Source organism: Peristeroidobacter agariperforans, assembly GCF_004138335.1.
Lineage (GTDB): Bacteria > Pseudomonadota > Gammaproteobacteria > Steroidobacterales > Steroidobacteraceae > Steroidobacter > Steroidobacter agariperforans.
In genome coordinates this window covers 226,667-240,938 of the sequence record NZ_RYFW01000007.1, presented here as the reverse complement: position 1 = coordinate 240,938, position 14,272 = coordinate 226,667, and the positions used below count along the sequence as shown (strand labels likewise).

General features: G+C 62.5%; 14 protein-coding genes. 5 read left to right on the top strand and 9 right to left on the bottom strand.

What is annotated here, in order from left to right:
• The 3 genes from EK373_RS31600 to EK373_RS31590 all read right to left on the bottom strand — a co-directional run bounded on the left by EK373_RS31600 (position 1) and on the right by EK373_RS31590 (position 2,188).
• Positions 1-1,302 carry a putative porin gene (locus EK373_RS31600; protein ID WP_157994628.1) on the bottom strand — a complete coding sequence of 434 codons (1,302 nt, stop codon included), beginning with the start codon at positions 1,300-1,302 and terminating at the stop codon, positions 1-3.
• Positions 1,303-1,408: 106 nt separating this feature from the next.
• Positions 1,409-1,693 (bottom strand): Lrp/AsnC family transcriptional regulator, encoded by a 285-nt coding sequence (locus EK373_RS31595; protein WP_129649355.1) that lies wholly within the window; start codon positions 1,691-1,693, stop codon positions 1,409-1,411.
• A gap of 39 nt (positions 1,694-1,732) precedes the next feature.
• Positions 1,733-2,188, bottom strand: a complete 456-nt coding sequence (locus tag EK373_RS31590; RefSeq protein WP_198683799.1) for an Lrp/AsnC family transcriptional regulator — start codon at positions 2,186-2,188, stop codon at positions 1,733-1,735.
• Positions 2,189-2,320: 132 nt separating this feature from the next.
• On the opposite strand from EK373_RS31590, the gene kynU reads away from it, so the two are divergent.
• Positions 2,321-3,595, top strand: coding sequence for a kynureninase (gene kynU / locus EK373_RS31585; RefSeq protein ID WP_129649354.1), 1,275 nt, complete (start codon positions 2,321-2,323; stop codon positions 3,593-3,595).
• 20 nt (positions 3,596-3,615) lie between these two features.
• Complete coding sequence (locus EK373_RS31580) at positions 3,616-5,220, top strand: AMP-binding protein (protein ID WP_129649378.1); 1,605 nt, start codon at positions 3,616-3,618, stop codon at positions 5,218-5,220.
• On the opposite strand, the gene EK373_RS31575 is transcribed toward EK373_RS31580, so the two are convergent.
• Positions 5,221-6,279, bottom strand: a complete 1,059-nt coding sequence (locus tag EK373_RS31575; protein WP_129649353.1) for a CorA family divalent cation transporter — start codon at positions 6,277-6,279, stop codon at positions 5,221-5,223.
• Positions 6,280-6,327: 48 nt separating this feature from the next.
• Complete coding sequence (locus EK373_RS31570) at positions 6,328-8,142, bottom strand: bifunctional metallophosphatase/5'-nucleotidase (RefSeq protein WP_129649352.1); 1,815 nt, start codon at positions 8,140-8,142, stop codon at positions 6,328-6,330.
• Between the two features lie 162 nt (positions 8,143-8,304).
• Between EK373_RS31570 and EK373_RS31565 the strand changes: the two genes are divergently transcribed.
• Positions 8,305-8,667 (top strand): ArsR/SmtB family transcription factor, encoded by a 363-nt coding sequence (locus tag EK373_RS31565; protein ID WP_129649351.1) that lies wholly within the window; start codon positions 8,305-8,307, stop codon positions 8,665-8,667.
• Positions 8,648-9,136, top strand: coding sequence for an SRPBCC domain-containing protein (locus tag EK373_RS31560; protein ID WP_129649350.1), 489 nt, complete (start codon positions 8,648-8,650; stop codon positions 9,134-9,136). The genes EK373_RS31565 and EK373_RS31560 overlap by 20 nt, the downstream gene beginning before the upstream one ends.
• 51 nt (positions 9,137-9,187) lie before the next feature.
• Here the strand turns inward: EK373_RS31560 and EK373_RS31555 are convergent, their stop codons facing one another.
• Positions 9,188-10,606: an FAD-binding oxidoreductase gene (locus EK373_RS31555; RefSeq protein ID WP_129649349.1), complete on the bottom strand. Its 1,419-nt coding sequence runs from the start codon at positions 10,604-10,606 to the stop codon at positions 9,188-9,190.
• Between the two features lie 154 nt (positions 10,607-10,760).
• Between EK373_RS31555 and EK373_RS31550 the strand changes: the two genes are divergently transcribed.
• Positions 10,761-11,015, top strand: a complete 255-nt coding sequence (locus EK373_RS31550; protein WP_129649348.1) for a hypothetical protein — start codon at positions 10,761-10,763, stop codon at positions 11,013-11,015.
• 10 nt (positions 11,016-11,025) lie between these two features.
• Here EK373_RS31550 and EK373_RS31545 read toward each other — a convergent pair whose 3' ends face one another.
• The 3 genes from EK373_RS31545 to EK373_RS31535 form a co-directional block, all read right to left on the bottom strand.
• The gene (locus EK373_RS31545; protein WP_129649347.1) at positions 11,026-12,045 is read right to left on the bottom strand and encodes a TIGR03557 family F420-dependent LLM class oxidoreductase; all 1,020 of its coding nucleotides are present in this window, start codon (positions 12,043-12,045) and stop codon (positions 11,026-11,028) included.
• A gap of 61 nt (positions 12,046-12,106) precedes the next feature.
• Positions 12,107-12,295: a hypothetical protein gene (locus EK373_RS31540; protein ID WP_129649346.1), complete on the bottom strand. Its 189-nt coding sequence runs from the start codon at positions 12,293-12,295 to the stop codon at positions 12,107-12,109.
• Positions 12,296-12,328: 33 nt separating this feature from the next.
• The gene (locus tag EK373_RS31535; RefSeq protein ID WP_129649345.1) at positions 12,329-14,227 is read right to left on the bottom strand and encodes a mechanosensitive ion channel domain-containing protein; all 1,899 of its coding nucleotides are present in this window, start codon (positions 14,225-14,227) and stop codon (positions 12,329-12,331) included.
• Between the last annotated feature and the right edge of the window lie 45 nt (positions 14,228-14,272).

Sequence of the window (14,272 nt, the reverse complement as noted above, 5' to 3'; positions counted from 1 at the left end):
TCAGAACGAGACCAGAAACGCGACCCGGATCCGATCCAGCCAGTCGCCGATGGCATTGCTGCCGGCGTCGAAGGAGTTTTCGGGCTTGTAGTGATACCAGATGGCCGTGACCAGCGTCTTCGGCATCGGCACGTAATCGACCGTGAGGGCGTGCAACTCATAGTTGGTGCCGATGCCGATATTGTCGTGCGAGAACGCGCCCAGCACCGCATCCGTCTCCGCCACCGAGTAGCCATAAGTCACGCGCCAGTCGTGTGGCTGAGTCACGCGGCCGATACCCAGGTCCGCGCCGTAGCCGGTGTCCTGTGAAGTCTCGGCGCCGAAGTTCTTCACATAGTCGCCAACGAAACGTATCGGCCACTGCGAGCCAAGGCCCGCATAGGTCGCGCCGACGATGAAATTGCCCAGATTGAAGTCGGAGAGGTAACTGCCGTCGGGTCGACGCAAGTTGCTCCGGAAATCGCCCACGTCGGCGCCCACAACGCTGCCCAGGGTGTAGTCGTAGTAGCCTGCGGACGCATCGAATTTGAAACTACCGAGCTCGGCCGTGTCGTAGCCGATCTGGCCGCCCGCCATGGTGCTGTCCGGGCCAACCGCATCTTCGTCGACGATGAAGAACAAGCCGCTGGCGCGCAGCGCCGAACCGTCGCCGAGCTTGTGCTTGTACACGCCGCTCAAGCCCTGCGGGTTCACGTCGCCGTCCCACACCAGGTCGGTCCGGACGAAGGGCTGCGGAATCTTGCCGCCATAAACATTCAAGTCGCCGAAGTTGAGCTGCGCGTAGGCCTGATCGAGGCTGACCTGAAAGTCATCGTCCCAGTTCGACATCTGCACATCGACGCTGTTCGGATCGTCTGCATCGCCGGTCACCAGTCGAGCGCCGATCGTGACGCGATCGGTCACGGCGTACGTCGCACCGAGACGGCCACGAACCTGCCCGCTGCGACGTGCGCGAACGTCGTCATCGGAGTAGTCGCCTTGATAGCGCAGGCGCAGATCGCCCGAGACAGTCAACTTCGGCTTGCCATCGACGTTCGCGAACTGCGGGACCGGCGACGAAGGCGCAACTGCGGGCGAGATCTGAGCCGAAGGACTGGTCGCACCAACACTCGCTTCCAACGCGCGAATTTTCGCTTCGGTCGCACGCTGCATCTCGGCGATGCGAGCCTGCTCTGCTCGCAGGGCCTCGATCTGCGCACGAAGTGCGGCGACATCAGTGGCGTTCGGGGTTTGAGCGAATGCGCTCGGACTCAGGGCTGCTAGCAGGACGGCAACGGCTGCGCCGAGGTTCTTAGAATTCATGCATGCTCCACAGTTGAAACTCGGCCGCGCCTGTTCAGCGCGACCGCGGAGCATGATGCCGAAAGAGTACTGACGTGAACCTGACGCGCTTGTCAGCTGCCGAGGGTCAGCTGCCGAGATCGAACATCCCTTCGACTGCCGCCTTCGTGAACACACGAAACGCGATCATCGTCTCGGTCAGCTGCACTCCGGGCAGCTTGCGCATCTTGTCGCTGACCACCTCGGCCAACTGCTCGTTTTCCTTGACGCGCACGATGGCGACGAGATCGTACTGACCCGCCACCGAGAACACTTCGGCGACGCCTTTGAGTTCGACGAGCTTTTGCGCGAGCTCGTTGACACTGGAAGTTTCGGCCTTGATGAGGACCACTGCGCTGACGCCGCCGACCATGACTGACTCCTTAAACTTTTGTAACACTACTTTCGTCGCTCACCGCAAGCAGGCCATCACCGAGCCGCGATGCTTGATGGTCTTCATGCAGACCGTCGTTTCCAATCGTTGCACGCCGGGCAGCCGCGAGATCTGCGCCCGGAGCAAGTCATCCAGTTCGCCGATGCCACGCACCAGGACGTGCAGCAGATAGTCCGCCTGCCCGGCCGTCGTGAAACACTCCAACACCGATGGATGACGATTCACCGCCGCCTCGAAATCGGTGTGCCGCGTCGGGTTGATGGTCACTTGCACGAAGGCGTGTAAATCCAACCCGACGGCCGCCGCGTCGATCTCCGCCCGATAACGCCGGATGACGCCCTGGCGCTCCAACTCCCGCACTCGCGACCAGCACGGACTCTTCGACAAGCCCACTTTTTCGCCCAGCTCGGCGTAGGAGAGTCGTCCGTCGTCTTCGAGCAATTTCAGGATAGTGGTCTCGGTCTTGTCCAGCATCGGGACATTGTCCTTCGAATTGGGGTGCTGACACTACTATCGTTCTTCGAGGAGCTTGGCAAGGCCAGCCTTTCGGAACAATGTCCGGCGGCCTCGGCGCGACACTTCCGATCAGGCACAGGGGTCCGCCAGATGCATCGAAAATTCGACAAGATCACGACCTTCGAGCGACGAGATGCGATTACCTACCCGGCGATCCGCCGGTGGGACCAGGAAGACCCGTTGCGCCACCGCCGTGAGGAGTTCGAGCTGCCGGGCGGCATCATCTATATGGACGGCAACTCGCTCGGCCCGCTGCCCAAAGCGACCCGCGGCCGGATCGACGAAGTGGTCGCCAGGGAATGGGGCCAGGGCCTGATCCGCAGCTGGAACGAGCATCAGTGGATCGATGCGCCGCTGCGAGTCGGCGACAAGATCGCCCGATTGATCGGCGCGCGCAGCGGTGAGGTCGTCGTGGCCGACTCCACCTCCGTCAACTTGTTCAAACTGCTGGGCGCGGCGCTCGCCGCCCGCCCGGACCGCTGCGTGGTGCTCTCCGAGCCCGGCAACTTCCCCACCGATCTGTACATGGCCGAAGGCGTCATCGGCACTCGCAGCTGTCCGATACAACTGCGACTGGAACCGGCCGAGCGCATCATCGACGCCATCGATGCGAACACCGCGGTGGTCATGCTCACGCATGTCCACTACAAAACCGCCGCCATTCACGACATGCGAGCCATCACTGCCAAGGCTCACGAGCATGGCGTGCTGGTGATCTGGGATTTAAGTCATAGCGTCGGCGCGATCGAGATCGATCTGAACGGCTGTGAAGCCGATATGGCCGTGGGGTGCGGCTACAAATATCTGAATGGCGGGCCGGGCGCGCCGGCGTTTTTGTTCGTATCGCAACGGCTGCAGGACCAGCTCACTTCGCCGCTCAAGGGCTGGATGGGCCACAACCGTCCGTTCGAGTTCATCGATAACTACGAGCCGGCCCGCGGCATCCGTCGCTTCCTGTGCGGCACGCCGTCCATTCTTGGCGTCCTGAGCCTGGAGGTCGGCGTCGATCTGATCTTACGCAGCCGCATGCAGGACATCGTGCAGAAGTCGCGCTGGCTGAGCGAGTTGTTCGTCGATCTCATCGCCGACATCTGCCCGTCGCTGCGACTGGTCAGTCCGGCGAATGCGAGCAATCGCGGCAGTCATGTTTCTTTCGCGCATCCGGAAGGCTACGCGATCATGCAGGCACTGATCGAACGCGGCGTGATCGGCGACTTCCGCGCACCGGATCTGCTGCGCTTCGGCTTCACTCCTTTATATCTGCGATACCAGGATGTCTGGGATGCCGCCTACACTGTGGCTGATGTAGTCCACAGCGGCTGCTGGGCAGATCCGCGTTATGCCGTTCGCGCCGCGGTGACCTGATGTTCGCCGAGTCCTTTCGCATGCCGTACACCTCGCACGTGGATGGATTTGCGAACGAGCGGTTGCCGCCGCCGCACTTGTGGCCCGAATTTCGCTTCGATCTGCCCGAGCTGCAATATCCCGAACATCTCAATTGCGGCGTCGTGCTCATCGACGATGCCGTCCGCGAAGGCCATGGCGCCCGTGTCGCGCTCTACTCCGACAGCGGCGTCTTGACCTACGCAGAGCTGCTCGATCGCAGCAATCGCATTGCCAATGTGCTGGTGAACGAAATGGGCATCGTGCCGGGCAATCGCGTGCTGCTGCGAGGCCCGAACAATCCCACGTTGGTTGCCTGCTGGCTGGCCGTGATGAAGGCCGGCGCCATCGCGGTGACCACCATGCCTTTGCTCCGCGCGCACGAGTTGTCGGTCATCGCCGAGCGCGCGCAAATCGACCATGCCCTGTGCGACTCACGTTTCGTGCAGGAGCTGCACCAGGCCGCCGAACTCGGCGGACGCCTGCGCAAGACCGTGCAATTCGGGGATGGCCAGCTGGAGAAAATGATGAACGGGCAGGCTTCGACATTCGTCAATGTCGACACTGCCCGTGACGATGTTTGTTTGCTCGCATTCACCTCCGGAACGACCGGCACGCCAAAGGCCACCATGCATTTCCATCGCGACGTGCTCGCGATGCGCGAGATCGTCGCGGGACATTTGCTCGAGACTTCACCCGAGGACATCTATGTCGGCAGTCCACCGCTCGGCTTCACATTTGGATTGGGCGCCCTGCTCGTATTCCCACTGGGTCGCCGCGCGGCCAGCGTCCTCGTCGAGCAGCCGAGCGGCGAAAACCTGCTGGCAGCCGTGCAACGTTTCCGGGCGAGCGCATTGTTCACATCGCCGACAGCGTATCGATCGCTGCTGCCACTGCTGAGCAAGTTCGATATCTCCAGCCTGAAGCGCTGCATCTCCGCAGGCGAGGCATTGCCCAAAGCCACCTCGGATGCGTGGTTCGCCGCGACTGGCATTCGCCTGATCGATGGCATCGGCGCCACCGAGCTGATCCATATATTTATTTCCGCCAAGGGCGATCAGATTCACCCGGGCACCACGGGCAAGCCGCTGCCTGGCTATCAAGCGTGCATCCTCGATGCCGATGGCCTGCCCCTGCCACCGGGCAAAGTGGGAAGACTCGCCGTGAAGGGCCCGACGGGATGCCGCTATCTCGATGATCCGCGCCAGCACGACTACGTGTATCAAGGATGGAATGTCACCGGCGATCTGTATTCACAGGACGAGGATGGGTACTTCCATTTCGAAGCGCGCGCCGACGACATGATCATTTCCGCCGGCTACAACATCGCTGGTCCGGAAGTGGAAGCGGCGCTCCTGGAATATCCCGCGGTCAAGGAATGCGCCGTGGTCGGCGTGCCGGATGAAGCCCGCGGTCAGCTCGTGAAAGCATTCATCGTGCTCCACGATGGCAACGACGGCTCGCCGGAGCTCGCGCAAACACTGCAAACGTTCGTGAAGCAAACGATCGCGCCGTACAAATACCCGCGCGCCATTGAATTTCGCAGCTCGCTGCCGAAGACCGCGACCGGGAAATTGCAGCGTCATGCGCTGCGTGTAACGAGCTGACTACAACAATCGGCGCCAGAAGAACGCAGCGAGCGTGACTGCGCCGCTGGCGACGATCAGCAGCATTACCCACCAGAATGCGTGACCGCCGTGCAGGCCAGGCAAGCCACCGACGTTCATACCGAAGATGCCGGTGACCAGCGTCATCGGCAGCATCACCGCGGTGACGATCGACAATACATACAAATTGCGACCGGTGTTCTCGGCCAGGCGCGACGCCAGCTCTTCCTGCAGCAGCTTGGCGCGCTCGTACAGCTCGGATATTTCTTCGAGGGCGAACGCGAGCGTATCGGTGGAGGACTGCAGCGCTTCGCGATCCGCCGCGGACAACGGCCCTGCCGGCCGGTGCAGGAAACGATTCAAGTCCGAGCGCTCCGGTGCGAACTGCCGCCGCAGCCGGGCGCACAAACGCCGGTTGCGACCCAGCAGCTCGCGCTGCTGCTCGATCTTGCCGGCCAGAATGCGATCCTCGATGGTGTCGAGCTGATCCGTCATCTCGTTGGCCAGCCGCTTTACCCGGCTGGTGCGAATGTCGAGTAACTGCGCGGCCAGCTCGATGCCCGAGGACGCAGTGAGGTACGAGCGCATTTGCAGGCGCAGCTCGTCGGCGCTCCTCAACGGGTGCAGCCGGGCCGTGATCAGCAACTGCTGGCTCGCGAAGCACCACAGCGGCGCGACTTCGGACGGATCGGACGCATCGTCATAAGAGAAGTCGTTGACCACCAGCAGCAGACCGCCATCATCGACCAACTCGACCCGGCGATTGCCATCGTGCTCGCGCCACAGCTCTCGCAACGCTTCGGGTAGAAACGTTGCGTCGAGCAGCCAACGGCGGGCCCGTGCGTCGCTCAGATTGAAATGCAGCCAGACGACGGCGTCGGAGCCGGCCTGGGCCTGCACCAGGGCGGATGCGACTTCTTCGGTAGGAATTTCCTGGGGCGCGGCGTTCGGCCGCAGGCGATATCCGCAGATCAGCCCACGGTCAGCGCCCAGGCTCTCGCTGAGTACAGCGGGCATGGGTTTGGGGCGGGCATCTGGCGTGTCTGGCGTTGGGAACATCCTTGTTCCCTATTACATCACCCTCGCTGCGCTCCGGTCATTACATTCTTAATTGATGCGGACGATGCGCCCTTCGATGGCGGCGCTGAACGGCTGCGGCAGCGATTCCACGTACTCGACCAGCGCCTCCAGATCGACGGGGCCGACCACCCGGTTCGTGCCCTGCGGCAGCACCAGAAAGCCGTCGCCGCCCGCGGCCATGAAGCTATTGACGGTCACGCGATAGGTCGCCGCCGGATCGAGCGGCGTACTGTCGGCCTTGAGAATCTGCGTCACTCGATCGCCGACCGCGCGGGCGTTATCCCACGTGTAGGTCAGGCCCGAGGTCTTGAGAATCTTCGGGAACGCCTGGCCTTGCCACTGCTGTTCGAGCAGCGTCTTGATCTGCGCGCCGGTCAGGTCCATGGACACCAGGTCGTTGCCGAAGGGCTGAATCGTGAACAGCGCGCCCCAGGTCACCTCGCCCGCCGCCAGATCCGCACGGATGCCACCGGGATTCATGAAGGCGAATTCGGCATCGGTCGCCACACGTTGCGCGTCGGCGATCAAATTGCCGAGCGACGATTCGCCCGCGCCGCTTTCAGTGCGGGTCAACGCCGTCGTCACCGTGCCGACGACGCGACTCACCAGCGGCGCGACCCGCTCATCGGCCTGCGCCACGAGCTCGGCCACTTTCACATCGGGCACCAGGCCCGGGCCTTCGTCGCCCCAGGTCGTGACAATGGCGGCGGACTTCTCCACCACATCACCGCTCTTGCGACTGATGGCGAGATCGATGTCGCCGTACGCAGTGCTGGCCGAGAACGCCTGCGTCAGCAGAATCTGTTTGCCAACGTTGTTCGGCACCAGCGCATTCGTGAAGCCGTGCGCGTGACCGGACACCACCACGTCCACTTCGCTGTCCAGGCGCTTGACGATGTTTGCGATCGGGCCGCTCGGCGGCAGCACCTCCGGATCGGTCGGACCGGTGTAGCTGGTCTGACCCGTGCCCTGGTGAATGGTGACGATGATGGTCTTCACACCCTGACGCTTCAGCTGTTTCACCGAAGCATTGATGGCATCGGCTTCGTCGATGAACTTCAGGCCGGCGACGCCCGTGGGCGTCACGATCGTGGGCGTTTCTTTCAACACCGCGCCAATGAAGCCGATGGCGACGCCGTTCATCACTTTGATGGTGTAAGGCGGCAGCACCGGGCGGCCGGTCGACTCGTCGATGACGTTTGCGCTGATATACGGGAACCCGGCTCCCTGCCAGCGCTTCTCGAGGAACGGACCGTCTTCATGATTGCCGCCGTAAACCAGGCGCAGCGCCTCGCCGATGCCTTCGTCGAATTCATGATTGCCGAAGGTGCCGACGATGTTGCACCGGGGCTGCGTGTAAGCCTGCAGCTCATATGGCAGCTTGCGGAACAGCTTCACCGGCAAGCACTGCTTGTTCGCAAGCTGATTCATCACGCTGATCGCCGGCTCGTCCTGCAGCAACGCCGAGTTCGGCGGCGACGCACCGACATGGTCGCCCGCATGAATGATGACCGCGCCGTCTTTCGCCGCTTCCGAAGCCGCACGCAGATAAGAAGCGAGCACCGCCGCGCCACCCGCCGGCCGAGCGCCGACGGCACGAGGCGACAGCTGACCGTGAAAATCGTTGATGCCGAGCAGCTTGATGTTGACGACCGGATCGTGTTTCCAACGCGAATCACGCCACGTCAGCCGCTGCGCCGCCTTGTTGCGAGCCCCGATTCCTTCCAGGCGCTCCTCGTACTTGTCCTGTTCGTTTGAGTGGGAATATTGATCGTGCGAATGAGCGGCGACGGAAAACGTAGCCGCAACCGCAGCGGCCAGCAACACAGACTGCGAACGCATAGCAACCCCTCTGCAACAGCGCATGATGGCCGTGAACTATGCAGGGGGCGTTTTACAGAATCGTCGCGGGAAGATTGCAGGTTTGTGGCGGCAGGCAGGGCTCATTCTTGCCGTGCCCGCCATCCATTGCACTCGTCCAGCCGTTGCCTCATACTGAACCATATGGTTCAGTTTAATCAAGCCCACCTGGACGCCTCGTTCGCCGCCCTGTCCGACGTCACTCGCCGCGGCGTGCTCGAGCAGCTTGGCCGCGCCGACGCCTCGATCACGGACCTCGCCGACCGTTTCGAGATGTCACTCACCGGCATGAAGAAACACGTCGGCGTGCTGGAGCAGGCCGGGCTGGTGATCACCGAGAAGGTTGGCCGGGTTCGCAACTGCAAGCTCGGCGTGCGCGGACTGCAGGAAGTCGCGGCTTGGATCGAGCGATACCACCAGCTCTGGGACGCGCGCTTCTGCGCACTCGACCAGATCGTCGAAGAATTGAAACGCAAGGAGAAGATCGATGGACGCAAGAAAAAGTAGCGAGGCGGCCGTGAAGCATCCGACGACGGTTGAGCGGAAGTCCGATCGCGAGCTGGTCGTGACGCGACTGTTCGACGGCCCCCCTCGTCTCGTGTTCGAGGCCTGGAGCAACCCCGAATTGTTCAAGCGATGGTGGGTGCCGCGCTCGATGGGCATGACGCTCAAGTCCTGCGAGATGGACGTGCGCACCGGCGGTAAGTACCGCCTCAACTTCGGCGACGGCATGGATTTCTTCGGTCGCTACATCGAGGTCACGCCGCCCTCGCGCATCGTGTGGACCAACGAAGAAGGCGGCGAGAACGGCTCCGTCACCACCGTCACTTTCGAGGACAAGGGCGGCAAGACGCTGCTCGTCATGAGCGAGCTCTACCCGTCGAAGGAAGCGCTCGACGCCGCCGGTACTGGCGCCGCGGACGCGACTCACGAAACGTTTGCGCAGCTCGACGAACTGCTCGCCACGCTCGCCTGAGGATTGGGCGCGACCTTTGCAGGCCCGGTCGCCGAAGGCGGCCGGGCCGATCTAATCGAAGATCTTGCCCGGGTTGAGGATGTTGTTCGGGTCCATCGTTCGCTTCAGCGCGCGCATGACCCCCACCGCCTGCTTGCCGTGCTCCGCTTCGAGGAAGCGCTTCTTGTGCAACCCCACTCCGTGCTCACCCGTGCACGTGCCGCCCATCGCGATGGCTCGGTGCACGAGCCGGTCGTTGAACTGCTCGCAAGTCTCCCATTCTTTCTGATTGGTAGGATCGAGCACCATCGACACGTGAAAATTCCCATCGCCCACGTGCCCCAGCACTGTCGCGAGTATGCCGTTGGCCGACAAGTCCGCCCTCGTCTCCGCAATACACTGCGCCAGCTTCGAAATCGGCACGCACGCATCGGTCGAAAACACCCGGCAGCCCGGCCGCAACTGCAGGGTCGCGAAATAGGCGTTGTGTCGCGCGCTCCACAGCTTCGTACGCTCCTCGGGCAGCTTCGTCCAGCGAAACTCCTCACCGCCGTTCTGTTTCGCAATCTCTTCGGCCACCGCCGCCTGCTCGGCCACCGACGTTTCGCTGCCGTGAAACTCCATCAACAGCATGGGCTGTTCGAGCAACGTGAGCTTGCTGTATCGATTGACCGCCATCACCGTCATCTCATCCAACAACTCACACCGCGCAATCGGTAAGCCATACTGGATGATCTCGCTCGCCGTACGCACCGCGGCGTCCACATCAGGAAAGTGCCCGACCGCCACACTTGACGCCTCCGGCACCGGCCGCAGCTTCACCACCGCCTGCGTCACGATCGCCAGCGTTCCTTCGCTGCCGACCAACAAATGGGTAAGGTCATATCCAGCCGAAGATTTACGCGCGCGCGTGCCTGTGTGAATGATTTCGCCACTCGCCGTCACGGCCGTCAGCGATAAAACATTCTCACGCATCGTTCCGTAGCGAACCGCGTTTGTGCCACTCGCACGCGTGGCAATCATGCCGCCGATCGTCGCATCGGCGCCCGGGTCGACGGAGAAGAACACGCCCTCCTGCCGAATATGCTCGTTGAGCTGCTTGCGCGTGACGCCCGCTTCGACGACGGCAATGCCTTCGGCGGCGTCCACTTCGAGGATGTTATTCATGCGGGAGAGATCGAGACAAATCCCGCCTTGCACGGCGAGCAAATGCCCTTCCAACGACGAACCTGCGCCGTAGGCGATGACAGGCACGCTGTGTTGGTTTGCTAGTGCCAGAGTGAACGCTACATCTTCAGTCGAATGCGCGAAGATCACCGCGTCTGGCGGGGTGATGTCGTACGCGGACTCATCACGACCGTGATGCTCTCGCACAGCGTCCGAGGTGACGTAACGATCCCCAAACCGCTCACTCAACGCAGCTGCCGCAGCCGGCGCCAACGGCCGCTTCTGCCCGGCGACTACCGCCCCGGCTACGCTACTCGACGACATCGAAACTCTCCACGGAAGGTCCGGCGAGGATCATACCGCAGCGCTCGGGAATGGGTCCGGGACGTTCAGCGGCCATGTCCGCCATGGCAGCTTCATGCACGCAGCGCGTAGTAAGATGACGACGCTAGCGAACACGCCGTACAGCAAGAAGTGCATGCGCGACACCTATAAACAAATAGCTGAATTTGGCCTGCTAGCCCTCGCATTCTTCTTAGCCGTGCCGCCACTGTCGTCGACACCGGAGCCCTATGACCTGATGCCCGGTCTGGCCTTTGCCGGCCTCGCCTTTACCGGAAGTCTGGTCTTTGCCCTGTACCGTAAAGCCGAGACCTGGCCGTTCGCTGCGGCGAAGCTACTACTATTTCTGATGTTCGGCTGGGGACTTCATTTGCGCATGACGATCCATTGAGCGCGGCCCCTTACTTCTTGTTCTTGGTCGCCGCCTTGGCACGCCCTTTTTGAGCCAACCCCCGCACCTCCGGCGCCAGGGTCTGCTCGAAGAAGCGGATGAATCCTGCCTGATCCGGCCCGACGCCCATCAATACGAGATGGTCGAAGCCCGCATCGATCGCTTTCTTGATCTGTTCGATATAAGGCTCCGGGTCCGGCCCGTGCGGAATGCTGTCCTTCAGATCTTCCGGTTTGATGTGCTTAGTGGCGCCTTCGAAACCTTTCACGCCGGGCAACTCAGCGAGCACTTCCCAGCCAAGCGCACCGAAACGGGAATATTCATGGGCGAGCTCGAGACCTTCTCTCTCCGAGCGTGCATAAGCGAACGAGAGCTCAAGGTAACGCGCACCGTCACCGCCGCCGGCCGCCTTCCAATCCTTGATCAAACTCGGCTCAGCCTCGACCGCCATGATCCCCGTCCCCAACTCGCCAGCGAGCGTCGCGGACTTCTTGCCGCTCACGCCGATCACAATCGGCACCGACGCTTCCGGCAAATCGTAAATGCGGGCGCTCTCGACTTCGTAATATTCGCCGCTATGTGAGAACAGCCCGCCCTCCCACAACCCGCGCATGATCTCGACCGCCTCACGCAGCATCCCGTGGCGATGATGCACCGGTGGCCACCCATAACCCACGACGTGCTCATTCAAACGTTCGCCCGCACCGAGCGCCAGCGTAAACCGCCCTTCGCTCATGACACCGATAGTCGCGGCAGCCTGCGCAATGATCGCTGGGTGATAACGAATGATGGGACAAGTAAGCCCGGTCGCGATGCCGACGCGCTCGGTAGTCTCCGCAATCGCGCCGAGCACACTCCACGCGAATGGCGAGTGGCCGTGGGATTCGAGCCACGGCAAATAATGATCGGATAAGCCGACGAAATCGAAACCGGCCTCCTCGGCCAGCTGCGCATTGCGGACCAGCTCGCGCGGTCCGGTGGTTTCCGACATCAGCTTGTAACCAAACCGGAGACCGCCGGATCGCGCCATCACACCGCTCCCATTGCAGGATTCGGCGGCGTAACGCCCCTAACGCATCAAATGATCCGCGTCAGTGCGCCTTCCGCTTGCGGTCCGCGTCCTTGATCCGCTGATGCGCAGAGCGCTGTGCCTCGGGCGGACTGGCGGTGGCATTGGCCCGCCGCTGCTGATGACGGACGTTGGCCGACAGCACTTCCTTCATCGTGCCCGGCGTCTTCGTCTTGCGAGTCAAATGACTCTGCTTCGTGTGAGTCGCCATGAACGTCTCCTCACTGCTCCACCAATGCTGGTGTTAAGCAGTCGGAGGCGCCGCGGGTTCCGACGAAATCACGTGCAGCACTTCTCGGGACACGCGCTCGTCGATCTCGGCAGCGTGCAGCAACTCGACCGGATAGCGCACGATCGCATCGACGCCTTCCGCCGAGAAACGCAGCTGAACCTGGGCCTGCGCATCCGCACTGCCGTGCACCTGCGCCGTGCGCTGGATTTCCTGCGTTTGCCGCAGGATGTCGTCGCGATAATCCTTCAGCACGCCGGCGACTGCTTCGATGAGCCTCGTCTTCAGCGCCGCCGCGTCGGCGCCGGAGGGCAAGCGCACGGTGATCTCGTGCCACGCCAGGTTGATGCCAGGGATTTGTTTGAACAAGCCACCCGTCGCGCCGAAGATGATGGAGTTCGCAAAGGCTACGACGCGCCCGGTCGGGCTCATCGCGCCGTCCTGCCCGCTCAATTCCATCAAGTGCAAGCGGACCAGACCAAGATCGATCACCTCGCCCGTCACGTTGCCGACCTGCACGCGATCGCCGACGCGAATGCCGTACTTGCCGATAAGGAAGAAATAACCGACGACCGAGACCAGCACGCTTTGCATGGCCACCGCGAGACCCGCGGTAATGAGGCCAGCGAACGTGGCCAGCGATCCCAACTCGGTGGCAAAGGTCGCGGCCGCGATGGCGACGACGAGCGCCCACAGCAAAATCTTTCTCAGCAGCAACAAACGCGAGCGTCGACGCGCGTCAGTCACGTAACGGAACACCGCGCGTCGATACAGTTCAGCAGCGGTGAACACCAGCGCCAGCAAGCCCGCAAAGATCGCGAGCCGAATGCCGAGCGCGCGCCATGCATCGCGCGTCTGACGCTGTGTCGCCTCCCGCCAGTTGTCGAGATTGTTTCGATACTGTGTGAGCAGCACTTCGGCTTTGCTCAGCGGCGTCACGATGCCGGAGGTTTGCTGGAACAGCCACGCGATGGTGTCGTACTGATCGCGCACGTACTTCAGCTTCGAGGCGTCTTTTGCCGCCTCCGCCGCCAGCTCATCGCTGCGCGTGGACAGCGCCTTCAACTGATCCAGCGGCTTTTCGCGAATCTGCGTAAAGACCTCCTGCAGATCCTCCGTGCGCCGGTCGACTGTTTCGATAGTGCGTGCCTTCGCCGACAAGCGCAGCACCGTCGCCGTCAAATCCCAGATGCCGAACTGACTGAGCGAGGTGCTCACCGCAGCGGTGACCGACGTCGACCCAGCGGCCGGCGCGCTCGTCGTGGTGGTCGTCGTGACGGGCCCAGCGCTCGCGGGGATCGACGCGGCAATCGCATCGATATGCGCTTTGAGCGCGTTGGCGCCGGCGTTCTCGTTCGCGTACTGAGTCATGTTCGCGAACAGATTGCGGCGGGCGTTGAGAAGATCCAGTTCGCTTTGCAGGACCGCGACCCGGGCTTGCAACTCCTCCCGATCCTTGCCCGACGCTGCCGCGATCTGACGGCGCACGCCTTCGATCTCGCCCTGCAGTTCGGTGCGCTGGTCATCGAGCTTCTTCTTGATTCGCGTGAGCGACGCCGTTTCCGGCGAGCTGGCTTCCTGCTGCTCCTGTTTAGCCCCGGCCTCGCTGCTGATCAGCTCCGCATTGGCCCGCGCGATCTCGAACGCGAGCGCCATGACTTTGTCCGCGGTCTGGCGATTGGCGTAAAGAATCAGCAGGTCGCTGGGCTGGGTCGCGGCCTGTTGCTGCGTGCCCAGCGTGCGATACCAGTCGACGGTCTCGTCGAGGATCTGCACCACTTGCTCGCCGGTCATCACGGCGCGCTGGGCGATGGGGTCGGCGGCGGTCTGGGTGGGCGCCTGTTCGGCGGCGCCGGCAGTCGTGCAGAGCGCGCTCATCATTAGCGCGGTGAAGGACGCGATTCTGGTGAGCATGCGGCGGTCTCTGCCACTCCTACCGGTTGAAAAGAGACTCGACTC